Annotated in this window: 24 protein-coding genes and 1 other RNA gene; 22 read left to right on the top strand and 3 right to left on the bottom strand. The window is 37.1% G+C overall.

What is annotated here, in order from left to right; translation table 11 throughout:
- Positions 1-224: 224 nt before the first annotated feature.
- Entirely contained in the window at positions 225-650 is a 426-nt protein-coding gene (locus A2U94_RS14440) for a hypothetical protein (protein ID WP_062954651.1), read from the bottom strand.
- A 461-nt stretch (positions 651-1,111) separates the two neighbouring features.
- Here A2U94_RS14440 and A2U94_RS14435 point away from each other — a divergent pair, with 461 nt between their 5' ends.
- The 3 genes from A2U94_RS14435 to A2U94_RS14425 all read left to right on the top strand — a co-directional run bounded on the left by A2U94_RS14435 (position 1,112) and on the right by A2U94_RS14425 (position 2,545).
- Complete coding sequence (locus A2U94_RS14435; protein ID WP_062954650.1) at positions 1,112-1,348, top strand: hypothetical protein; 237 nt, start codon at positions 1,112-1,114, stop codon at positions 1,346-1,348.
- Between the two features lie 107 nt (positions 1,349-1,455).
- Positions 1,456-1,638: a hypothetical protein gene (locus A2U94_RS14430; protein WP_062954649.1), complete on the top strand. Its 183-nt coding sequence runs from the start codon at positions 1,456-1,458 to the stop codon at positions 1,636-1,638.
- A 358-nt stretch (positions 1,639-1,996) separates the two neighbouring features.
- Positions 1,997-2,545 (top strand): recombinase family protein, encoded by a 549-nt coding sequence (locus A2U94_RS14425; protein ID WP_062954648.1) that lies wholly within the window; start codon positions 1,997-1,999, stop codon positions 2,543-2,545.
- A gap of 167 nt (positions 2,546-2,712) precedes the next feature.
- Here A2U94_RS14425 and A2U94_RS14420 read toward each other — a convergent pair whose 3' ends face one another.
- Complete coding sequence (locus tag A2U94_RS14420) at positions 2,713-3,924, bottom strand: restriction endonuclease (RefSeq protein ID WP_082823074.1); 1,212 nt, start codon at positions 3,922-3,924, stop codon at positions 2,713-2,715.
- A 181-nt stretch (positions 3,925-4,105) separates the two neighbouring features.
- Between A2U94_RS14420 and A2U94_RS22150 the strand changes: the two genes are divergently transcribed.
- Complete coding sequence (locus A2U94_RS22150) at positions 4,106-4,267, top strand: DUF255 domain-containing protein (protein WP_082823073.1); 162 nt, start codon at positions 4,106-4,108, stop codon at positions 4,265-4,267.
- Positions 4,268-4,304: 37 nt separating this feature from the next.
- Positions 4,305-6,167, top strand: coding sequence for a thioredoxin domain-containing protein (locus A2U94_RS14415; RefSeq protein WP_025909358.1), 1,863 nt, complete (start codon positions 4,305-4,307; stop codon positions 6,165-6,167).
- A 39-nt stretch (positions 6,168-6,206) separates the two neighbouring features.
- On the opposite strand, the gene A2U94_RS14410 is transcribed toward A2U94_RS14415, so the two are convergent.
- Positions 6,207-6,458, bottom strand: coding sequence for a hypothetical protein (locus A2U94_RS14410; RefSeq protein ID WP_025909359.1), 252 nt, complete (start codon positions 6,456-6,458; stop codon positions 6,207-6,209).
- 107 nt (positions 6,459-6,565) lie between these two features.
- On the opposite strand from A2U94_RS14410, the gene A2U94_RS14405 reads away from it, so the two are divergent.
- The 17 genes from A2U94_RS14405 (at position 6,566) to A2U94_RS14330 (ending at position 22,212) form a co-directional block, all read left to right on the top strand.
- Positions 6,566-8,836: a DEAD/DEAH box helicase gene (locus A2U94_RS14405; protein WP_025909360.1), complete on the top strand. Its 2,271-nt coding sequence runs from the start codon at positions 6,566-6,568 to the stop codon at positions 8,834-8,836.
- Positions 8,837-8,845: 9 nt separating this feature from the next.
- Complete coding sequence (locus A2U94_RS14400; protein ID WP_025909361.1) at positions 8,846-10,102, top strand: ribonuclease H-like domain-containing protein; 1,257 nt, start codon at positions 8,846-8,848, stop codon at positions 10,100-10,102.
- 351 nt (positions 10,103-10,453) lie between these two features.
- Positions 10,454-10,840: a spore coat protein gene (locus A2U94_RS14395; protein WP_025909362.1), complete on the top strand. Its 387-nt coding sequence runs from the start codon at positions 10,454-10,456 to the stop codon at positions 10,838-10,840.
- A 72-nt stretch (positions 10,841-10,912) separates the two neighbouring features.
- Complete coding sequence (locus A2U94_RS14390; RefSeq protein WP_025909363.1) at positions 10,913-11,464, top strand: SLOG family protein; 552 nt, start codon at positions 10,913-10,915, stop codon at positions 11,462-11,464.
- 103 nt (positions 11,465-11,567) lie between these two features.
- The gene (gene gpsB, locus A2U94_RS14385) at positions 11,568-11,903 is read left to right on the top strand and encodes a cell division regulator GpsB (RefSeq protein WP_025909364.1); all 336 of its coding nucleotides are present in this window, start codon (positions 11,568-11,570) and stop codon (positions 11,901-11,903) included.
- A gap of 68 nt (positions 11,904-11,971) precedes the next feature.
- Positions 11,972-12,354, top strand: an RNA gene (gene rnpB, locus A2U94_RS14380) — RNase P RNA component class B.
- Positions 12,355-12,545: 191 nt separating this feature from the next.
- Entirely contained in the window at positions 12,546-12,899 is a 354-nt protein-coding gene (locus A2U94_RS14375; protein ID WP_226372959.1) for a lmo0954 family membrane protein, read from the top strand.
- A 12-nt stretch (positions 12,900-12,911) separates the two neighbouring features.
- Positions 12,912-13,535: a PspA/IM30 family protein gene (locus A2U94_RS14370; protein WP_025909366.1), complete on the top strand. Its 624-nt coding sequence runs from the start codon at positions 12,912-12,914 to the stop codon at positions 13,533-13,535.
- Between the two features lie 123 nt (positions 13,536-13,658).
- Positions 13,659-14,375, top strand: coding sequence for a cell wall-active antibiotics response protein LiaF (liaF, locus tag A2U94_RS14365; protein ID WP_025909367.1), 717 nt, complete (start codon positions 13,659-13,661; stop codon positions 14,373-14,375).
- Positions 14,372-15,400 (top strand): sensor histidine kinase, encoded by a 1,029-nt coding sequence (locus tag A2U94_RS14360; RefSeq protein ID WP_025909368.1) that lies wholly within the window; start codon positions 14,372-14,374, stop codon positions 15,398-15,400. Before liaF ends, A2U94_RS14360 begins: the two co-directional genes overlap by 4 nt.
- A gap of 22 nt (positions 15,401-15,422) precedes the next feature.
- Entirely contained in the window at positions 15,423-16,049 is a 627-nt protein-coding gene (locus A2U94_RS14355) for a response regulator (RefSeq protein ID WP_025909369.1), read from the top strand.
- A 137-nt stretch (positions 16,050-16,186) separates the two neighbouring features.
- The gene (locus A2U94_RS14350; RefSeq protein ID WP_025909370.1) at positions 16,187-17,851 is read left to right on the top strand and encodes a glycoside hydrolase family 13 protein; all 1,665 of its coding nucleotides are present in this window, start codon (positions 16,187-16,189) and stop codon (positions 17,849-17,851) included.
- 165 nt (positions 17,852-18,016) lie between these two features.
- Positions 18,017-19,162: a THUMP domain-containing class I SAM-dependent RNA methyltransferase gene (locus tag A2U94_RS14345; RefSeq protein WP_025909371.1), complete on the top strand. Its 1,146-nt coding sequence runs from the start codon at positions 18,017-18,019 to the stop codon at positions 19,160-19,162.
- A gap of 282 nt (positions 19,163-19,444) precedes the next feature.
- Positions 19,445-19,594, top strand: a complete 150-nt coding sequence (locus A2U94_RS21880; RefSeq protein WP_231882767.1) for a hypothetical protein — start codon at positions 19,445-19,447, stop codon at positions 19,592-19,594.
- 14 nt (positions 19,595-19,608) lie between these two features.
- On the top strand, positions 19,609-19,734 hold the full coding sequence (locus A2U94_RS22145; RefSeq protein ID WP_268746982.1) for a hypothetical protein: 126 nt from the start codon (positions 19,609-19,611) through the stop codon (positions 19,732-19,734).
- A 147-nt stretch (positions 19,735-19,881) separates the two neighbouring features.
- On the top strand, positions 19,882-20,067 hold the full coding sequence (locus A2U94_RS14335) for a hypothetical protein (RefSeq protein WP_025909372.1): 186 nt from the start codon (positions 19,882-19,884) through the stop codon (positions 20,065-20,067).
- Between the two features lie 207 nt (positions 20,068-20,274).
- Positions 20,275-22,212 carry an ATP-dependent DNA helicase gene (locus A2U94_RS14330; protein WP_025909373.1) on the top strand — a complete coding sequence of 646 codons (1,938 nt, stop codon included), beginning with the start codon at positions 20,275-20,277 and terminating at the stop codon, positions 22,210-22,212.
- Positions 22,213-22,286 lie beyond the last annotated feature (74 nt).

Here is a 22,286-nt window from a genome sequence, read left to right as displayed (position 1 = left end):
CGTCTATGCGCACTTCTTTTCGGACGTACTGACCCAGGTACAGCAGCTTTCCCTCAACTAAATCACCTTTTTAAAAAATCGAACCCGCACCAAGGGATCAGTCTGCCCAAAAACAGGTGAATCCCCATTTTTTAAGCATCAACCAGACTCCTTCACCTATTCATCCATTTGAAATTCACGAAAATTTAAACCATCGTGATCAAAAGTTGAAAAACGAAATGATTTTAGTTAGCTATGAATAATTCAGGTATATATATCATTTCATTATCTATTAGCAATTTAAAATCATCATTATTTAACGGATATTCTTCTACCACACTCATAACTTCATCTAAAATTAGTGTGTAGTTACTAGCCCTTATTAATTCCATCATTTCATCATCTGCTGTTTGAAATAATGCGTGCGTACTTACTATATTTTTTTCATTTAAAATTAACTTCTTTAGGCTATCTAATTTACCTTTTCCTTTGTTTACCGGTTCATAAAACACATGATTTTTAACTGCTGATTTAATCCGCTGTACCTCAGATAAGAAGGGTGTAATATATATAAATTTTTGATTGCCATCTGCTTCATTCATATATTGAATAGCCCAAGAAGTTTTACCGCTACCCATTATTGAGTCAACTATTTTAATTTTGTTTTCCAATATACCTGTCTCCTTTACTAATGCTTTCATGCCAATAACGAGTTTTATAGTAAAAACAGACAGAATAAATTTCAGAATAAAAAAGTTCTTAGTATGTGGGGAAACCTTGATTTATCAAGGGTTTCAAGGCGTTAGCCTTAAAAAGAGTAGTATGAAAAGTGCTTAACAGTTGATATAGTAAAAGGGCGGCTGCCCTTTAACCCGCCTAGTACTAGAAACTGTATGGATATAAATATCCTACATTTTCTACGTACCAGTTCTTTTAGAAACTTAATATATAAATTACTAATAAAAAGCTAAAATGATAAGCTGCTGGGCATGGGTAAACATGACATAATAGCCTAGTATCATTGGCTTTATAACTATTGAGAAGAATACTCCAAAGGCATACATGCCTATTAATAAATTTACTGTTATGCATAATGAATAGCTGTAGAAAATTATATAAATGAGGTGAGTAAATGAACCATACTGAATTAGAAGAATTAAAAAATCTGTTTCAACAAGGGATTAGCAGAATGAATCAAAGGTTTGACCAAATAGATAATAGGTTTGACGAAATAAATAGTAGACTTGACCAAATAGATAGTAGACTTGACCAAATAGATAGTAGATTTGCTGAAGTTAAAAAAAGTATTGAGGTTGTTAAAACAAAAATTAATAATATTGCGTTGAAGCTTAAAAATGATGTCACCTAAAGATGTTGTTAAAATTTATCAATAATAAAAAGTGCAATAAAGTGGTTGTAAGCTTCTGGATTAGAACCTTATAGTGAAATTGTAAAAAAAACTATGAGGTGATGAAAATGTCTGAGAATATCCAAAGTAAAAAGAAGAAAAAACAAACTAAATACAAAAGAAAGAAAAGTAGCAATTCTGCTTGGTATAATGATAATGAGTTAACAATGGGAATGTCAAAAGAGAATCGAATATGGCGGGCTAAAAGGATAAAAAGATATAATCAGCGTGTATGGAAAGGCTGGCATTAAGTAGAGAGAAAAATTTTAATATTTAGTTAATGTTGCTAGGATAAACAAAGAAAATGCTAAGTACATTTATTCTTAATGGAAGATAATAAAGGTGTGCTAATTGTATAGTTTAACTATGAAACGGCCACTTAATCAAACGTCGCTTACTGACATTGACTGTATGAAACTGTTGTAGGCATAGTCATAACCACTTTTATCTTCCAACTAATTTATAGTTATCTCATCAAATAGAGGTAACTCTTTTTTTTATTGGTTGGTGTCATAACTTAATAGTATTGACACTGTTTTAGCAACGTTATATTATCAAGGTATTGAGAGGTGTCATAACTTAGTTTCATAAATGAAGGAGAAATAGTTAATGAAATATGGATATGCAAGGGTAAGTACAGTCTCACAGGATTTAGAAGTTCAATTACAGGCCTTAAAAAAGGAAGAGTGTAATGAAATTTATTATGAGAAATTTACTGGAACTAAGGCAGCTAGGCCGGAATTCACAAAATTATTAGCTGTATTAAGTGAAGGCGATACTTTAGTGGTGACTAAGTTAGATAGGTTAGCTAGAAACACTGTAGAAGGTATAGAGATAGTAAAGAGTTTATTTGCTAAAGGTGTTAGAGTCCACGTCTTGAACGTAGGATTATTAGAGGATACGACTATGGGACGTTTCTTTCTCACAACATTATTAGCCGTGGCAGAGATGGAAAGAAATTTAATTGTAGAACGTACACAGGAAGGTAAAGCTATAGCTAAGCAGCGAGAAGACTTTCGAGAAGGAAGGCCAAAGAAGTTTACAAAAAAGCAGATAGAACATGCATTAAAGCTTCTAGAGAGTAATTCCTACAAACAAGTAGAGGAAATGACAGGGATTAGCAAGAGTACTTTAATTAGGGCTAAAAAACAATTATAAAAATTAAGAGGTAGGGGGCATATGGGGGAGGCAGCCATTGTTTTGGATGAAAAAGGGTTTAGATAAATTTTATGACTATTTTATAAGTTTGGGGTAATGAAACTTATTATGTGAAGAATGTAATTTTAAAAAGACGTACATCATTTATACGTCTTTTACAAGCTTCCTTATTCTTCAACTCTAAAATAATCTGAGTCTATCTTTTTAACAATATATTTTCTATCTTGTGATACACCGACACTATGTTCAAGCATGTATCTACCAAGCAATTCACCATCAATTAAAATAATTTTTTTTTCAATATGTCTTACAAACTCATAAGCATCTTTAGTGAAGCGAGAAGTTGTTATAAAGACGCCTTTTCTAGATTTCTTTCCTTCTAAACTTCCTGTAAAGGCTTGTATTTCTGGGCGTCCAACTGTGTTTTTCCAACGTTTAGCTTGAACATAAATAGTGTCTAAACCTAATTTATCCTCTTTTATTACTGCATCTACACCTTCATCTTTAACATAGTCAGTAGTATATCCGCTTCCTAGGGAACCTCCATAACCCATGGCTAATAGTAAGTCTAGAACTATCTCTTCAAAGCGTTGAGGACTTACGTTTTTAACTTGTTCTAGAATTTCTAATGATAGTAAATTATTAACCCTCTTAAATTGTTCATCCATAACTTCAATAGGTGTATTTTCGTTTTCCATATCTTCATGCGATTCTTCAAATATCTCTGATACTGAATCAGTTTCATCATTATTTTCACCGATTTGTTCTTTAATAAATCTACTTATTAGAGGCATACTTGCTGCATAAGGAAATTGTTGATACACTTTTAGACCTAATTCGGTAATACGATATGTATTTGATTCCAATTGTTCAACTAAGCCTGCTACTTGTAATTCTCTTCGTGCATAACGTGCCCGACTTTTAAACCTTGAATCTCCTTCATTTAAAAGTGCGTTACGGTAATCATCTTCTATATTAAAATAATCAGCTAGCGATTCATTAATTTCTGATACATGATGAATATTTTTATCACTTAATACTTTTAAATATGGAATAGTAAATTCACGTGGGGTAGGTAACTTATTTGTTTTATCTATGAAATGTTTTTTGAGATATCTTCCTAGTTTGGTGTCTATCTCTTTTTCACCTAATGGTTGTGTATTTTCATTTAAGAAATTTAATATAACATTCTTTCTTAGTTTTCTGTCTCGTAGTCTCTTTATATAATGTATAACTTCAATCGAATCTTGATTATAATAAACTATACCGTCTCGCTTAATAGATGGTATAAATTCATCAAATAATGTAGCCCAACCCCTTACTGTTGTTGGTGGATAACCGCACTTAACTGCTAGTTCTCGAATTGTATACTTTTCCAATCTTTTACCCCCTAAAGAAATCCTTGTTAAGTATAAGTTTACACTAAAACATTTACTTTATGGGATATATATCCTTAGAAAAAAATCTTTTCCCAAACTAATACGTTTTAGTATTTAAGTGCTTTTTATGGTACATTAAAAGATAATTAAAAAGTATTTATCGATAGGAGGTGATGCCCAAATGACAACTAATAAGAAGCCCAATAGATTAATTGCTGAGAAGTCTCCATATCTTCTCCAACACGCTTATAATCCAGTGCACTGGTACCCTTGGGGAGAAGAAGCTTTTGAAATAGCAAAACGTGAAAACAAACCTGTTTTCGTATCTATTGGGTATAGCTAGTTGGTTATTCTAAAGAACATGTCATTGGTGCCACGTGATGGAAAAAGAAAGCTTTGAAGATGAAGAAGTCGCAGATTTATTAAATAGACACTTTATTGCAATTAAAGTAGACCGCGAAGAGCGACCAGATATCGATTCCATTTACATGCGCGTATGCCAAATGATGACCAATCACGGAGGTTGGCCTTTAAACGTCTTTTTAACACCTGACCAAAAACCGTTTTATGCGGGTACCTATTTCCCAAAGAATAGCGCTTATAATAGACCAGGTATGATGGATGCGCTACCACAGCTCGCTGAAAAGTTTCTGCATGAGCGGTCCTTTGTTGAAAAGGTAGGAGAGCAGGTTGTAAAAGGTTTAAAAGCTTCTGTACATATTCCTTCAGACAGCACAATTGATGAAGCTACCCTTCATCAAGCATTTCAGCAGCTCGTTGGTCAATTTGATCCAGTGTATGGAGGATTTGGGCAATCACCGAAATTTCCAATGCCGCATACGCTGACATTTTTGCTTCGATATCATCGATTAACCAATAATGATACGGCGCTGTTAATGGTTGAAAAAACGCTTGATTCGTTAGCCTCAAGCGGTCTCTATGATCAAATTGGTGGTGGGTTTGCGAGGTATTCAACAGATCAACAATGGATGATTCCGCACTTTGAAAAAATGCTCTATGACCAAGGGCTGTTGCTACATGCTTATATTGAAGCATATCAAATGACGAAGAAACAGCGCTATCGTGAAATAATTGAAGAGAGTATCACATTTTTAATTCGTGAAATGAGAGATAGTCAAACGGGTGCATTCTATTCAGCGATTGACGCTGACTCAGAAGGAGCAGAAGGAACCTATTACGTATGGTCAAAAGAAGAAATAACAAACCTTTTCACTGAAGAGGAAGCCGAGTTTGTCTGCAGTGCATATAGCATTACGGAAGAAGGGAATTTTGAAAGCAAGAACCACCTTCATTTAATTCCAACGGAAATAGAAGAGCTAGCCAAGCGCAGTAAACAATCCGTTGAAGAAACGGAAACTAAGCTAAAAAAATGCAATGAAAAACTGTTAAAAGAGCGTCAAAAACGCATATACCCTCACGTTGATGATAAGATTTTAACATCTTGGAATGGCTTGATTATAAGCGCATTAGCAAAAGCGGGTCGGACATTGCAAAATGAAACATTTACAGAGCTAGCTGAGCAGGCTGCGCTTTTTATCCACGAAAATATGTACGAGACGGAGCGCTTAATGGTTCGCTATCGTGAAGGAGAAGTAAAGGAAAAAGGTTTAATTGATGACTATGCGTTTTTATTATGGGCTTATAACGATCTTTACGACGCGACACTCAAAGTAGATTATCTTACGAAGGCGAAAGCACTTGCAGAGAATATGACTTCATTATTTTGGGATGAAGACAAAGGCGGGTTTTTCTTTACTGGAAGTGATGCAGAGCAACTGCTTGTGCGTGAAAAAGAAGTGTACGATGGTGCTCTCCCATCCGGTAATAGCGTCGCCGTTTGCCAGCTTTTACGTTTAGGTCACCGAACAGGAAACGAAAAGTTATTACAAATGGTTGAAAAGATGGAGCGAACGTTTTATTCACTTATTCGAATGCAAGCCAGTAGCCATACGCAGTTTTTACAAGCGCGGCTTGAACAAGCAATCGGGATAAAAGAAATGGTTGTGTTAACTAAAGGTAAAGTAGAAGAAATACAGCTTTTGAAGACGTCATTTATACCAGAAGTTGTATGGTTGGTTGGGAATAAAAACGAACTGATGCCACATGCTGATTTCCTAGAGAGCTATGACCAAAGAGGTGAGTCGACCATTTATGTATGTAAAGATTTTGCGTGCGAGCGTCCGTCTATGGAAATAAAAAAGGCTATTGAAGCAGTTTTATAAAAGTAATAAAATACCGCCATTCCTCTATGGCGGTATTTTTTATGATAGTTGCTTGCTTTCAGCGTGTTTTACAAATGTATATTCATCTTCAATTAAACCACATGCTGCGCACTGAATGCGGCGTTCTGGGCCACGGTATGGCGCATGGAAAGCATCTAGTGAATCATTGGTATATTCTGTTACAACGTCACCAGAGCGAGGATCTAATTTGACTGCCGTAGCTTTTTGCTCAATGATATTAAAGCGCGTTCGGTTTGTTTTACAGCTTGGACATAAATAAGGATTTCCCATGTTGTCCACCTCCTAGTTGTTACGATGTCCCTTTTTTGAAAAAACATACAAAAACTAATGATTTGAAACAAGCCTTAAATTCGTTAAAATAAAGCTAGGTGATGAAGATGAAAATACGTAAAAATTTACAAGAAGTAATGAACGTGTTGCAAACGAATGAACAGTTTAAATCCAACATCGTTCATTGGCATACAATTGAAGAAAAAGAAGCAAAAACAAGTCCTTTTCCTTCACAAATTCATGAGAAAATACGTGCGGGATTAGAGAAGAGAGGAATTCTATCGCTTTATACGCATCAAGCTACAGCTTTTACATATGCGTATGAGAAGAAAAATGTAGTTGCCGTTACGCCTACTGCTTCAGGAAAGACGCTTTGTTACAACCTTCCTGTCCTTCAAAGTATCATGGAAAATGAGCAGTCCCGTGCGCTATATTTGTTTCCAACAAAAGCTCTTGCACAAGACCAAAAGACGGAGCTAAATGAACTGATTGAAGAAATGGACGTTTCAATTAACAGCTACACATACGATGGAGACACGCCAGCTAATATTCGTCAAAAGGTGCGCAAAGCGGGTCATGTTGTCATTACAAATCCTGATATGCTTCACTCTGCTATTTTGCCTCATCATACAAAATGGGTATCGTTGTTTGAGAATTTAAAGTATATCGTTATTGATGAGCTTCATACGTATCGAGGCGTATTCGGAAGCCACGTAGCAAACGTTATTCGACGCTTGAAGCGAATATGCCGCTATTATGGCAGTAACCCAGTGTTTATATGTACGTCCGCTACAATTGCCAATCCAAAAGAGCTTGCAGAGCATCTTTTAGGAGAGCAGGTGGAGCTTGTCGATAATAACGGAGCACCGAGTGGAAAAAAACATTTTATCTTTTACAACCCACCCGTCGTAAATAAGCCACTAAATATTAGGAGAAGCGCTACGCTGGAGGTTCGTAACATCGCAGGAGAGTTTTTGAAGAATAAAATCCAAACAATCGTTTTTGCTCGAAGTCGCGTTCGGGTTGAAATTATCTTAACGTATTTACAAGAACTTGTAAAAAATCAGCTGAAAGGTAAATCGATTCAAGGGTACCGGGGGGGATACTTACCTAAGCAGAGACGTGAAATTGAAAAGGGACTGCGTAGAGGAGAAATTTATGGGGTCGTCAGCACAAATGCACTAGAGCTTGGAGTAGATATTGGGCAGCTGCAAGTATGTGTGATGACAGGTTATCCTGGAACAGTTGCAAGTGCTTGGCAACAAGCTGGACGTGCAGGGCGCAGACACGGAGAAGCCGTTATTGTGATGGTTGCTAGTTCGAGCCCGCTGGATCAATATATGATTCAAAACCCTGAATATTTCTTCAGTCGTAACCCTGAAAGGGCACGCATTAATCCTGATAACTTAGTGATCTTAGTGGATCATTTAAAGTGTGCCTCCTATGAACTGCCCTTTAAGCAAGGAGAAACGTTTGACGGTGTGGATATTGAAGATGTATTGGAGTTTTTAGGAGAAGAGCGCGTGATTCACCTAAGCGGTGATAAGTGGTATTGGATGAACGATTCATTTCCAGCTCACAATATCAGTTTGAGATCTGCTTCACAAGAAAATGTCGTTATTATTGATCAGTCAGACGTCGCCAACGTAAAGGTCATCGGAGAGATGGACCGTTTCAGTGCCATGACGCTTTTACATGATGAAGCTATTTATTTACATCAAGGTATTCAATATCAAGTTGAGTATTTAGATTGGGATGAAAAAAAAGCATACGTACGTGAAGTCACCGCTGATTATTTTACAGACGCCAATTTAGCCGTTAACTTAAAAGTATTGGAAGCCGATAAAGAAACGAAAGCACCTTCTTATACGATGGGGTACGGAGATGTAATGGTAAGCGCGATGGCTACTATTTTTAAGAAGATTAAATTTGAGACGCATGAAAACATTGGGTCAGGTCCAATTCATTTGCCTGAGGAAGAGCTGCATACCAATGCAGTTTGGCTTAGTTTTTCAAAAGAAGTATTCCAAGAGTCAGAAGAACGATTAGAACAGGCTCTATTATCAGTTGCTACTACCATTCAGTCAATTGCACCGTTAATGGTGATGTGTGACCCTTCTGATTTACATGTTGTTCCGCAAGTGAAAGCCGTTCATAATGAAGAGCCAACCATCTTTTTATATGATCGATACCCTGGTGGAATTGGACTGAGTGATAAAGTATACGAACAAATGAAAGAAGTGTTAGAAGAAGCGCAGCAGCTTATTGCTACTTGTCATTGTGAAAGCGGCTGTCCATCCTGTATTGGATTAGAGGGGCAAGGTGAACATGCTAAACAGGATGCGCTCTCACTGCTTCAGCTATTATTAGCAAGGTAGGTGCAAGAAATGTCGTTGAAAAATAAGCTTAATCGAATGAAAAAGCATTTGCATGTGGAAGAGAAAGTGCCTGTTTTAAAAAGTGAACCGGTTAATCATCAACGAATAGCCTATGAACAGCAGTGGAATGAAAAATTTGCTAAGCCTTATTTTAGCGAGGATAACTACTGCATGATTCGTGAAGTGCGCTATCCAATTGGCTATCGTCACGGACATTATGCATTTTCAGAACTACAGAAAGTGATAGAAGCATGGAATAAGTCTCCGCTATCACATCCACTTTCTGCAAAAGGGCATAAAATGTCGGATTTGTTTTTCTTCGATACAGAAACGACGGGGTTGAGTACGGGAACAGGAACGACTATCTTTTTACTGGGCTATGCACAGGTGATAGAAGATGAAGTGATATTTAGGCAGCATGTGTTAACCGAGCCAAGCGGTGAAGTTGCGTTTTACGAAAGCTTTTTAAAAGCCGTTGATTATACAACGCTCGTCACTTATAACGGAAAGTCTTTTGATTGGCCTCATGTAAAAACAAGACACACGTTATTAAGAGACCATTTACCGAAACTTCCTAAGTTTGGGCATTTTGATTTACTACACGCTTCAAGAAGGCTTTGGAAACATAAAATGGATTCTGTTAAGCTTGCAAATGTTGAAAAAGAGGTGCTGGGGGTTGAACGTGTTAATGATGTCCCAGGGTTTTTAGCACCAATGATTTATTTTGATTTCATAGAAAGCAAAAATCCTCAAGGGTTATTTGAAGTAATGGATCATAATGAATCAGATATCCTCTCTTTAATTACGCTCTATATTCACCTGTCAAAGCAACTTCTCTCTGAGCATAAAGCTACGTTGAAAGAGAAATTTGAAGTCGCTCGTTGGTACGAACAGCTCGGTGAAAAACAAGAGGCGTTAGCATTGTATGAAGATGTGGCTAATGCAAAAAGTGATGAAGAGTATCAAGCGATCCGAGCTATTGCTTTTGAGCATAAGCGTAACAAGCAATTTAAAAAGGCAGAAGAGCTGTTTTTATATGTTGTTTCCAACGCGCCAATACTTCTTCAAACTGAAGCAGCCGTTGAGCTTGCTAAATTATATGAACATAAGTTTAAAAACTATGAGCGTGGGGTATTTTATGCAGAAAAAGCCTTACAGCTGACGGAAGAAAGTCAAACGTTCATTGAAAATGATAAACTAGAAGCTCTATACAAGCGGATTAATCGGGTTAGATATAAAGATAAAATGTATACATCTCACTTATAATGATTGTTAATTTATTACTGAAAATTCCAAATTGTTAAATTTTAGTTTTCTCTATTTTAAATATTGTTCTATTTTTCAGTCGTTGATAAAATAAGACATTGTATTGCTGTTTTAGCAATTTATATCAAAAATATAGAACTTTGGTGAGATGGAGAGAAGTAATATGAAAAATGTCATTTTGGTATCATTTTTCGCAATTATTTGTTTGACGGTAATTATTTTTAGTAGCATGAAAAACACGTACTTTTCTTTGATGTAGTTTTAGAAAATAGGTGTTTACATTAGTACATGTACACCCCTTATCACATACTGTAGTAATGTAATAACTAAACAGTGAAAGGGGAAAACATCATGTATCCAAGACCAGTAAAGTGCATGCCACCAATCGTGCACCCAACAAAATGTTGTATACAGTTTAACAATCAGGAGGTAGTTGTACCTCATATTCACCCAAGCCATAACACGCTAGTGAATCAAACGAATTTTAAACATGTACACTATTTTCCACAAACACAATCTGTTGTAAATCAACAAACAAGCCAACAGTTCTTTGGTGGTGCACAACAATGTCCTACACAAGTAGGTGGGGCAATGTCTCCAGGAATGCCCAACCAAGTGGCTGGTGCTCAAATGCCAGGTATGATGCCAGGTATGATGCCAGGTCAAGGCAATCAAGTAGCAGGAGCGATGGAAAACGGCATGATGCCAGGATATCCAGGTGCAAAAAGAAGATTTTAATAAGAAATAAATCAATTGATAGGAGCTGAATATTTCAGTTCCTATTCTTATATTTAAAGGAGTGCTTACACGATGAAAGTGCTGACAATTTCAGGGTATAAACCATTTGAATTAGGGATTTTTAATGATCAGCACCCTGGTATTTCATACATAAAAAAAGCAGTAATGAAGCGTTTAGTACCGCTCATTGAAGAAGGGCTTGAATGGGTCCTAATCAGTGGCCAGCTCGGTGTAGAATTGTGGGCTGCTGAAGTGATATTTGACCTGCAGCTGGAATACCCCCAGCTACAGCTTGGTGTATTAACCCCTTTTTTAGATCAGGAAGAGAAGTGGAACGAAGCGAATAAAGAACTTTATGAATTTATCGTGAGCCAAGCTGATTTTGTGGATAGCATTACAAAAAAGAAGTATGAAAGTCCTAATCAGTTCCGCTTGAAAAATCAATTTTTAATTGAAAAAAGCGATGGGATTTGCCTTGTATATGATGAAGAGCATGAGGGTAGCCCAAAATTTATGCTAAAAGTAGCCCAAGATAAGGCTGAAAAGAGTGAATACCCGATTATCACCATTACATCCTATGATTTACAAGATATAGTTGAAGAGGAGAAGTTTTCATCTTTTTAAACAATATTGAAAAACATTTTGCAAGATAAATTGACAAGTTGAGCTATTTCTGAAAAAATGGTTTATAATAAACAAGAGGTTTATTGTATTCGAGGTGATTGAAATGTTAGCTGATAAAATTCGTTTAACAGCAAAAGAAATTTTGGAAAAAGAGTTCAAAACAGGAATGAGAGGCTATAATCAAGAGGAAGTCGATAAATATTTAGACTCCATTATTAAAGATTATGAAGCGTTTCATGAAGAAATCGAGTTACTACAGGCAGAAAATTTACGCTTAAAAAAGCAAGTGGAAGAGTTATCAAAACGTCCACAATCTACAACGGCACCGTCTTATACGCCGCCACCAGCACAGCAGCAGGCTGGTACGACAAACTTTGATATTTTAAAACGTTTGTCTAATCTTGAAAAGCATGTATTTGGTAGCAAGCTATACGAATGATGAAGAATAAAAATAGGAGTTGCAATTAACTCCTATTTTTATTATAATTAGAAAGGTCGTAATCAATAGCGTTTGGGTAATTGCTGCATCTCTTTGAAGATGTAGAGGAAAGTCCATGCTCGCACAGGCTGAGATGCTTGTAGTGTTCGTGCCTAGTGAAGTCATAAGCTAGGGTAGCGTAACTGCTAACGGCGGGGAAAAAGCCTAAGTCTTAGGATATGGTTTGAATACTCTGAAAGTGCCACAGTGACGAAGTCTCATTAGAAATAATGAGAGTGGAACGAGGTAAACCCCACGAGCGAGAAACCCAAATAATGGTAGGGGAACTTTCCCAAAGGAATTGAACAGAGGGAAGGACAAAATGCACGCATTTTGTAGATAGATAATTACCACCGGAGTACGAGGTAGCTAGCCGCTTGTAGTACAAAGGAACAAAACATGGCTTACAGAACGCTATTGAACAGCAGTCGACATTAGTTGTTAACCAAATATATTCGCACCAGCTCTTCATATCATGAAGAGCTTTTTTTGTGTGCTTTTTTCTGTACTAAGCCTCAGGTCTTAGATGGAAATCAAGCTTAAGCTCGTTTTGGAAAGAAAGAATTGTAGGTAAGATGAGAATAGAAAAAGAAAGGAGGCAACATGATGAAAAAATTTGGACTATTTATTCTGGGCCTAATAGCAGCGGTTGTGCTTATTGCTAATTTAGGACCGATGATGCTAATGCTACTAGGGCTTGTCATTTTATATGGTGTATGGAAGCAGGTAGTAAAAGCAACATCTTCATTTAAGAAAGCAGCTTTTGCAGTACTTGGTGTGATTGTTATCTTGAGCATGATTGCTAACGTACCAGCATTTTTCGGTATCTTAGCAGCCATTGCGCTTTACTTTGTATACACCAAGTGGAACGATAATGACATGAAAGAAATTAAAACAGAGGATCCATTTCAAAACTTTGAAAACCAATGGACAGAATTAAATAAACAATCTTATTAAGGAGTGAACGTTATGAAAAATATTTTTACACGTATGAAAGAATCAATCTCATCGGACTTGCACAATATGCTTGACCAAAAGCAACAAAAAAACCCAATTGCAGCTTTGAATTACTATTTGCGCCAATGCGAAGAAGAAACAGAACGAGTTCGAAAGTTGGTGGAACGTCAGCACCTATTAAAAGAACAGCTTGTGCGTGAATATAAGCTAGCATCGGCAATGAAAGAAAAGCGCCAGCAGCAAGCGGAAGTAGCTCTGCAAGCTCAAGAAAATGAGCTGTATGAATTTGTTCAAAAAGAGCATGCTCAATATGAAGAGCGTACAGAACGCTTGAACATATCGGTTCAGCACGTCACCAAGCAGCTTGATGAATTAGAGCGTAAATATGAAGAAATGAAGCACAAGCTGAATGATATGCATATTCGCCGAATGGAACTGATGGGGCGTGAAAACGTTGCGCGAGCAAATCATCGAATGAACACTGTTTTAAACAATGATGAACTATCATCAAGTGAATATTCTAAGTTTTCGGATATCGAAAACTATATTGATCAATTAGAAAATCAAATTAATACCGATTATTATCGTCAAACAATTGACAGCAAAATTGCAGCTTTACAAAAAGAAGCAAAATAAGGTTAATTAGGATAAAAAAATGTAATCTCATAGACAAAACGTGATATTCTAAAAAGGGCGTAGTAGTAGCTACGCCTTTTTCATCAAGAGGAAATGCCTGCAAAGCGAAAGGAGGAGAACGGCATGAAAAGAATTGTAGACAATGGATACTTCAATCTAATAATCATTACAGCTCTATTTATTTTATTTGTTGAAGTTGTCTTTTTTCATAGCGGGTTTATTTTTGCACTCCTCGTTGCTGGTGCTTTTATCTATATAGGGCGAAAACGTCTACCAAGGCGCTCAGGTAAAATCTTATTTTGGATAGGAATCATTGGTGCGATTTTAAATTTAGTTAATACAGTCGCATTTCAGTTTTTGGTCATTGCAATTTTTTTCTATTATTTATTTCATTTTGTTAAGTCTAAAAAAGAACCGGTATATATTACGCCTATAACAGAAAGTCGAGAATCCCTGCGAGCGCAAAGGCAGCTGTTGAAAAATTCATTTATATCGCGACAGCGAACAGACGAAACCGTTTACGAATGGAGTGACATTAATATTCAAAATGTGTGGAGCGATGTGGTAATTGATCTTAGCTACACCGTGCTTCCAAAGGGTGAATCGGTTATTTTTATTCGACAACTAGCGGGTAACGTGACCATTTTTATTCCATACGAAACAGAAATTTCGGTTAATCATTCTTCTATGGCTGGAGCAGTTACAATCTTTGATCATGCGCAATCTTTTGCGCCACTTCAAAACGTGTATATGAAAACGCCAGAATTTGATGAGGCATCACAAAAAATAAAAGTAATGATTTCAATGGGCGTTGGAAGTTTAGAGGTGAAGCGAATATGAGCGTTATTCAGCGCCAGTTACTATGGGGAATCACGATAGCCTTTACAACGTTTATTACAATGATAATTAGCGTGTTTATGGCGTTTCCTATCCAACGGTTTACAGAGCTATGGGAACGAGAAGTGTTTGACGTTCCTTTTATTCTTTTCTCCATCACGAGTAGTCTAACGATAGGAGCAATTTTTGGAGGCGTTTCTGGATTGCTTTGGAGGCAACAGCTTGAAGTGATTGAGAATCGATTGCGTGAGATGAAAAACCGTCAATATCAAGATCGAAATGATAAAACAACGGTTCAAGAAGTAGAAGGTATTTTATCTAATGTAAAAGAAGTTCAACGCTTAATGAGCCAGCAGGTTGAACAATCGCAAAAAATGGTTAATGAAAAAGTGGAAGATCAGCAAAAGCGAGTTCAAGAAGTCATTGTGCAAGAGCGAAATCGATTAGCTCGTGAGCTTCATGATTCTGTGAGTCAGCAACTGTTTGCCGCATCCATGCTCATGTCAGCTTTAACAGAATCAACGGATGAAGATTCTCCGAAAAGCAAGCAGTTAAAAATGGTAGAAGAAATGATTAATCAATCGCAGTTAGAAATGAGGGCACTGCTACTACATTTGCGACCAGCTGCATTAAAAGGAAAATCGTTGCAAGAGGGCATTACAGAACTTTTATTAGAACTTGCTCAAAAAGTTCCGATGGAGCTTAAGTGGAATGTAGAAGAGTTTTTACTAGATAAAGGAGTAGAAGACCATCTATTTCGAATTGCTCAAGAATCTGTTTCCAATGCACTGAGGCATTCTAAAGCATCCATGCTGAAGGTACTGCTCGTTCAGCGTGACAGCTTAGTTATTCTACGTATTGAAGACGATGGTATCGGTTTTGATGTGGAAATGGAAAAATTAGGCTCTTATGGATTGCAAAATATGCATGAGCGAGCTGTTGAAGTAGGAGCTACCTTAAAAATTGTTAGTTTGCCAAATCACGGGACGAAGTTAGAAGTAAAGGTCCCGCTCATTCATAACGAATAGACTGAAGAAAGGAGAGTTGCTCATGATTAACGTATTGTTAGTTGATGATCATGAAATGGTACGAATAGGCGTTTCAGCGTATTTATCTGCTCAGGCAGATATTCACGTCGTCGACGAAGCTGCTAACGGTCAGCAAGCGGTAGAAAAAGCGCTAAAGCACCGTCCGGATATCATTTTAATGGATTTGGTCATGGATGGTATGGATGGTATTGAAGCAACAAAACACATTGTTGATCATTGGAGTGAAGCCAAAATCATTATTGTGACGAGCTTTTTAGATGATGAAAAAGTGTATCCAGCACTTGAGGCAGGAGCATCCAGCTACCTGTTAAAAACGTCTAAAGCAAGCAAAATTGCGGAAGCTATTCGCGCTACATATGCAGGAGAAGCTGTGCTTGAGCCGGAGGTCACCGGGAAAATGATGACGAGAATGCGTCGCCCATCTTCTCCGCACGAGCTGTTGACAGGACGTGAAATGGAAATCCTTTTGCTTATGGCACAGGGTAAAACAAATCAAGAAATTGCCGATGAGCTATTCATTGCTTTAAAAACGGTTAAAACTCATGTGAGCAATTTACTAAGCAAGCTCGATGTGCAAGATCGTACGCAAGCAGTTATCTATGCTTTTCAACATAAGTTAATTAAATAAAAGCGAAGGTCTTCTTGAAACCTTCGCTTCTTTTTTTTATAAAATAGCTGTTTTTTTATTGCATTTCAGTATAAAATGATGGTAGCGCTTTATATGCTAGCGCTTACTTGTAGGGAATGTTGTGAGGAGTTGAACAAATGGAAAAGAAATGGTGGAAGGAAGCCGTAGCGTATCAAATCTATCCACGTAGCTTTAAAGATTCAAACGGAGATGGAATTGGTGATATTCAGGGTGTCATTTCAAAGCTTGATTATTTAAAAGATCTCGGGATTGATGTTATTTGGATTTGTCCAATTTATCAATCACCAAATGACGATAATGGTTATGATATTAGTGACTATCAAGATATTATGAGCGATTTTGGTACCATGGCAGATTTTGATGAACTGTTAGAGGAAGTTCATAAACGAGATATGAAATTAATTATGGACTTAGTTATTAATCATACATCTGATGAGCATCCTTGGTTTGTTGAAGCGCGTTCTTCAAAAGATAATCCGTATCGTGACTATTACATTTGGCATGAAGGTAATGATGGCAATGAACCAAACAATTGGGAGTCCATTTTCAATGGTTCTGCTTGGGAGTTTGATGACGAGACGAAAGAATATTATTTGCACGTGTTTTCAAAGAAACAGCCCGACCTAAATTGGGAAAATAAAGCGGTTCGACAAGAGCTATATAATATGGTGAATTGGTGGTTGGATAAAGGAATTGATGGATTCCGAGTAGATGCTATTTCACATATTAAAAAAGTGCCTGGTTTTCCAGACCTACCAAATCCAGAAGGGTTAGATTATGTACCTTCGTTTGAGGGCCATATGAATCGTCCTGGTATTCAAGAGCATTTATCAGAATTAAAAGAAGAGACATTTGCTAAATACGATATTATGACAGTTGGTGAAGCAAATGGCGTTACGTGGGACGATGCTGACGAATGGGTAGGCGCTAAAAACGGTAAATTCGATATGATTTTTCAATTTGAACATATGGGACTGTGGGACAAAGGGGAAAGTGAACCTCTGGATTTAGTTGAGTTCAAAACAATTTTAACGAATTGGCAAAAAGGCTTAGCTCAAATTGGTGGGTGGAATGCACTTTATCTTGAGAACCACGACCATATTCGTTCTATTAATAAATTCGGTAGTATGAAATACCGTGAAGAAAGCGCAAAATGCTTAGCTGCACTTTATTTCTTAATGCAGGGCACACCTTTTATCTATCAGGGCCAAGAGTTAGGAATGACAAACGTAAAGTTTAACAGCATTGAAGATTATAATGATGTCGGTATGGTGAATTACTATCGTATTCAACGTGAAAAAGGTCAGAGTCATGAAGAAATCATGAAAGTGATTTGGGAAACAGGTCGTGATAATTCACGTACACCGATGCAGTGGGATCGTACGAAAAATGCTGGTTTTTCAACAGGAACACCTTGGATGAAAGTGAATCCAAACTATGTTGACATTAACGTGGAGCAGCAGCTGTCAGACGAGGAATCGATTTTAAATTTTTACAAGAAGCTTATAACGTTACGCAAACAGCATGAAGTATTTGTCTACGGAACGTATGACTTGTTGCTAGAAAATCATCCAGCAATTTATGCATATACGCGTACGCTAGATGATAAAAAAGCAATTATTATTTGCAACGTATCTTCTAAAGAGCAAGAGTTTAAGTTGCCAAAAGAAGTAAAAACTAATGAAGAAGAGCTGCTTATTCACAATTATCAAGTAGCAACAGAAGAGACGGTTCAAGAGTTTACATTACGCCCATATGAAACGCGTGTTTATTTTGTTTGATAACAAAGGTTAGTGCAAACGATTGCGCTTATTTTGAGGCTCACATATGTGAGCCTTTTTTAGTGAGTTTAAGCATTTTCTTTTTGAAAGCTTTTGACTACCGCAAGTGGATATGGTACTTTTACACGTAGTATTCATTATTAGACAGTAAAATGAGGTTGAAAAATGACAAAATATAAAATTATTGCAACCGCTGCAATGGGAATTGAATCACTTGTAGCAAAAGAGGTTCGTGCATTAGGCTATGAATGTGAAGTAGATAATGGAAAAGTAATCTTCGAAGGCGATGAGCTAGCAATTGCGAGAGCAAATCTATGGCTGCGCACAGCAGACCGCGTGAAAATTGAAGTTGGTCAATTTAAAGCGCGTACATTTGATGAATTATTTGAAAAAACAAAAGCGCTTGATTGGGGACGCTATTTACCCGTAGATGCTCAGTTCCCTGTGTCGGGTAAATCAGTGAAATCGAAGCTGTTTAGCGTATCTGATTGCCAAAGTATCGTGAAAAAAGCCATTGTTGATAAAATGAAAAAGCATCATAATATCACAACAGGCTGGCTTGAAGAAAAAGGCGCGACGTTTAAAATTGAAGTAGCGCTGTTAAAAGATATTGCAACAATCACAATCGATACGAGTGGAGCAGGTTTGCACAAGCGCGGTTACCGCGTTGGACAAGGTGAGGCACCGTTAAAAGAAACGTTAGCTGCAGCACTGGTTATGCTGACGCCTTGGAATCCTGATCGACCGTTTGTTGATGCATTTTGTGGTTCAGGAACGATTGCGATTGAAGCAGCTCTAATTGGTCAAAATATTGCACCTGGCTTCAATCGTGACTTTATTTCAGAAGAGTGGCCTTGGATGTCTCAAGAGATTTGGGATAAAGCACGTGATGAGGCAGAGGAATTAGCAAACTATGATCAAGATTTAGATATCGCTGGGTATGATATCGATCACCGTATGATAAAAGTAGCGCAGCAAAACGCATTTGAAGCTGGTCTCGGAGACTTGATCCAATTTAAGCAAATGCAGGTGCGTGACTTCACGACTCCAAAGGAATACGGGATTATTGTTGGAAACCCACCGTATGGAGAGCGTTTAAGTGATCGACCTTCTGTTGAAGCAATGTATGCAGAAATGGGCGATGCGTTTGCTAAGCTTGATACGTGGTCTGTTTTCATGCTTACATCCCATGAGCAGTTTGAACAGTATTACGGCAAGCCCGCGACTAAAAAGCGTAAACTCTTTAACGGATTTATCAAAACCGACTATTATCAATATTGGGGACCACGTCCACCTCGCAAAACAAATTAATCTAATTAAAATACACATGCTCAAGTTTTAGCATGTGTATTTTTTATGGACAATCTTCAATAATCCAAATTATTCTGCGCATACTACAAAAAGAGATGGGCAGTTGAAGATATTTAAAGAAGCAAAAATATTCTTTGGTAGTATGATTGTATTATCTTGGTTAATAGTTCCTTTTTTGGTGTGAAATCCATTAAAAGATATAAATATGCAGTTGCGTTCGTTTTCGTATTTATTTTTATGGAAAGCTTTGTAGCTGAAAAATTCAAATGGTGGTCCTTTCCAATGCCTCTTTTACGCTATCTTACAGGAGAAGTGGCACTTGTTTTGGGCCCTTTCATTCCAGGCTCTTTTTGGATTATGAGGCTTACATACGGACGCTTTGGCCTATATATGCTGTTGAATTTAATTACCGATTGGCTTTTTGTTTTATGACAAAGAAGCTGAAGATGTTTCGATTTGGAACGATTAAAAAGCCGCAACTTCTCAGCATTTTTCTTTTCAAAGCTGTACTGATGTATGGATTTCAGTATTTTATCGTTGAAAAAGCTAATAAAGAAGATCCATCACCGTGATGGATCTTCTTTATTTTACTGCGCCAGATGTCATATTCAGTAAAGAAAGTTCATCTCTATCTGACATTTTTTCTATGAATAAATGGAACGGTTTCTGTATACAATAAGCTTATAACTATTTTTATAGAGAGAAGGAGAGTGTTGGAAATGGTCCGACCAAACGAGCATTTCTTAATAATTCGTCAAGCGTTAGAAAATAGCTATCATCATATACAGCAAGGAGGAGAACTTTCTCCAGATCTTTTGAATCAGTTTGAGCAAGCTAAAGCTGAATATGAGGCTGCTTTAAATTTTATTTCATCCACGGACTCTTGTTTTCGCCCACTTTCTTAATGCGAATAGCTCTTATATATGATACTAATACCTTATGCTCTGCTTTTGCAGAGCTTTTTATTGTTTACGATACTAGAATAGATATTGACAATCCTTTCTCAATACTAGATAATTAAGTTTTGCTTCAGTTAGTTATTTACAGAAAAAAATAAATGAATTTACCTTTTGAAAGGTTTATATTTACATAGTTAAAGGAGTCATTAATCAATGATGAGAGAGCGATTGCCTTTTACAATTGGACGAGATGAGAATTTTTTTGATAAGTTAAATGAATGGATTGGGGACGTTTTTTACGATCACCTTCCGGATGCAGGGTTGGAGCTTCGAGACGAGCAAATCTTTATGGCCTTTCAAATTGAGCGCGCGTTTAAAGAAAAAAACGTTATTTTTGCAGAAGCAGGAGTAGGTACGGGTAAGACCATTGTTTATCTATTGTATGCGATTTGCTACGCACGCTATGTTGGCAAGCCTGCTATTATTGCCTGTGCGGATGAAACATTGATTGAGCAGCTCGTAAAGGCTGAGGGAGATATCGCAAAGTTATCAAAAATCCTAGATATCAACATGGATGTTCGCCTTGCAAAATCGCAAGATCAGTACCTTTGCTTAAAGAAACTAGATGCAGTTACAAGCCGAACGGATAATGAAAACATTGAAGAAATTTACGAAACATTACCTGATTTTGTACATGATCATAGCGGTATGCAGTCGTTTTATCATTATGGAGATCGTAAAGAGTATTCACATCTAACCGATGAAGAGTGGCAGCAGATTAACTGGGATTCTTTCCAAGATTGTTCTTCTTGTGATCAGCGCCACCGATGTGGTTTAACTCTATCACGTGAACACTACCGCAAAGCGACAGACTTAATTATTTGCTCTCATGACTTTTATATGGAGCATATTTGGACTGTTGAAGCTCGTAAACGTGAGGGTCAGCTACCGCTCTTACCAGAAAGTAGCTGCGTAGTGTTTGATGAGGGACATCTGCTTGAATTTGCAGCGCAAAAGGCATTGACGTACCGTATTAAAGAAGATACGCTTGAGAACTTATTAACACGTTTATTAGAAAATGATGTGCGTGAAGAACTAGCATTAAAAATTGAGCATACAATCGATGTTTATTCGCTATTTTTTGATGCGCTTAGTGAGGCAAGTCAAGATATCGTTGGATCTAATCGAAAGCAAATTGAGCGTACAAGCCGTGTGCAAAAGGTTGGAAAAGAACTGCTTGGTCTTTTGGATAATATTGGAAACGAACTTGTTTTTGAAAGTGAAACCTATACGGTAGATGAATACACGCTTCGCATTGTCGATGAGTATTTAGATCAAATTGACTATTCAATGCGTCTATTTATGGAGAATGAAAATGCAATTTACTGGCTTGAAGAAAAAGATTGGCAGCTAACGCTCGTTATTATGCCACAAGCTGTTAAAGATGTATTAAAAGAGCGCGTATTCTCTAAGAAGATTCCATATATTTTTACCTCAGCGACGCTTTCAGATAATTCATCATTTGATTATTTAGCATACAGTTTAGGGATTGGAAAACCTTTATCATTTTCAGTAGAGTCTCCGTTTGATTATGATGAAAAGATGGACATTACCTGTAAAATGGTAGCAGCTGGCAGTGAAGCATTTGCTGAAAAATATGGTTATACGCTGAAACAGCTTGAAAGAACAAATGGACGAGCCCTGCTACTATTTAATACACGTGAAGAGCTAGCTTTATTTAAAGAAGCATCTAAAGAGCTAAGTGAATACACGTTTTTATTTGAAGGAGATCAAGAAATTAGCAAGCTAGTTTCTCAATTTCAACGTGAAGAAGAAACGATTTTATGTGCGGTTCACCTTTGGGAAGGTCTTAATATCCCAGGTCCATCACTTTCAAATGTTATTTTATGGTCACTTCCATATCCGCCAAATGATCCGGTCTTTGAAGCAAAACGAAAGCAGGTTGCAGATGCATTTTGGGATGCGGATATGCCTTACATGCTGCTTCGTTTAAAGCAAGGCGTGGGACGATTGATTCGTTCGCATGAAGATGAAGGCCTAATTACTATTTTTATGCCGGAAAATACGGATGAGAAGGTTCAAGCCATTATTGAAAAGAATTTACCTACAGCGATAAAAGCTCGCGTTTAAACAATATGAGGATAGCTCGTCTTATGCAGACGGCTATCCTTTTTTGTTTAAAACCTTTAAACTAAAAGCAGAGA

The organism is Bacillus sp. VT 712 (assembly GCF_001614195.1).
Lineage (GTDB): Bacteria > Bacillota > Bacilli > Bacillales > Bacillaceae_H > Priestia > Priestia flexa.
The sequence above is the reverse complement of the archived record's forward strand: the minus strand, read 5'-3'. Positions and strand labels throughout refer to the sequence as shown.

Bases quoted from the DNA above. Each gene is read 5' to 3' on its own strand.
- A2U94_RS14405 (WP_025909360.1), top strand. From the start codon at position 6,566: ATGAAAATACGTAAAAATTTACAAGAAGTAATGAACGTGTTGCAAACG.
- A2U94_RS14355 (WP_025909369.1), top strand. From the start codon at position 15,423: ATGATTAACGTATTGTTAGTTGATGATCATGAAATGGTACGAATAGGC.
- A2U94_RS14360 (WP_025909368.1), top strand. From the start codon at position 14,372: ATGAGCGTTATTCAGCGCCAGTTACTATGGGGAATCACGATAGCCTTT.
- A2U94_RS14345 (WP_025909371.1), top strand. From the start codon at position 18,017: ATGACAAAATATAAAATTATTGCAACCGCTGCAATGGGAATTGAATCA.
- A2U94_RS14410 (WP_025909359.1), bottom strand. From the start codon at position 6,458: ATGGGAAATCCTTATTTATGTCCAAGCTGTAAAACAAACCGAACGCGC.
- A2U94_RS14400 (WP_025909361.1), top strand. From the start codon at position 8,846: ATGTCGTTGAAAAATAAGCTTAATCGAATGAAAAAGCATTTGCATGTG.
- liaF (WP_025909367.1), top strand. From the start codon at position 13,659: ATGAAAAGAATTGTAGACAATGGATACTTCAATCTAATAATCATTACA.
- A2U94_RS22145 (WP_268746982.1), top strand. From the start codon at position 19,609: ATGTTTCGATTTGGAACGATTAAAAAGCCGCAACTTCTCAGCATTTTT.
- A2U94_RS14415 (WP_025909358.1), top strand. From the start codon at position 4,305: ATGGAAAAAGAAAGCTTTGAAGATGAAGAAGTCGCAGATTTATTAAAT.
- A2U94_RS14375 (WP_226372959.1), top strand. From the start codon at position 12,546: ATGATGAAAAAATTTGGACTATTTATTCTGGGCCTAATAGCAGCGGTT.
- A2U94_RS14430 (WP_062954649.1), top strand. From the start codon at position 1,456: ATGTCTGAGAATATCCAAAGTAAAAAGAAGAAAAAACAAACTAAATAC.
- A2U94_RS14330 (WP_025909373.1), top strand. From the start codon at position 20,275: ATGATGAGAGAGCGATTGCCTTTTACAATTGGACGAGATGAGAATTTT.
- A2U94_RS14435 (WP_062954650.1), top strand. From the start codon at position 1,112: ATGAACCATACTGAATTAGAAGAATTAAAAAATCTGTTTCAACAAGGG.
- A2U94_RS21880 (WP_231882767.1), top strand. From the start codon at position 19,445: ATGCCTCTTTTACGCTATCTTACAGGAGAAGTGGCACTTGTTTTGGGC.
- A2U94_RS14370 (WP_025909366.1), top strand. From the start codon at position 12,912: ATGAAAAATATTTTTACACGTATGAAAGAATCAATCTCATCGGACTTG.
- gpsB (WP_025909364.1), top strand. From the start codon at position 11,568: ATGTTAGCTGATAAAATTCGTTTAACAGCAAAAGAAATTTTGGAAAAA.
- A2U94_RS14335 (WP_025909372.1), top strand. From the start codon at position 19,882: ATGGTCCGACCAAACGAGCATTTCTTAATAATTCGTCAAGCGTTAGAA.
- A2U94_RS14350 (WP_025909370.1), top strand. From the start codon at position 16,187: ATGGAAAAGAAATGGTGGAAGGAAGCCGTAGCGTATCAAATCTATCCA.
- A2U94_RS14395 (WP_025909362.1), top strand. From the start codon at position 10,454: ATGTATCCAAGACCAGTAAAGTGCATGCCACCAATCGTGCACCCAACA.
- A2U94_RS22150 (WP_082823073.1), top strand. From the start codon at position 4,106: ATGACAACTAATAAGAAGCCCAATAGATTAATTGCTGAGAAGTCTCCA.
- A2U94_RS14425 (WP_062954648.1), top strand. From the start codon at position 1,997: ATGAAATATGGATATGCAAGGGTAAGTACAGTCTCACAGGATTTAGAA.
- A2U94_RS14390 (WP_025909363.1), top strand. From the start codon at position 10,913: ATGAAAGTGCTGACAATTTCAGGGTATAAACCATTTGAATTAGGGATT.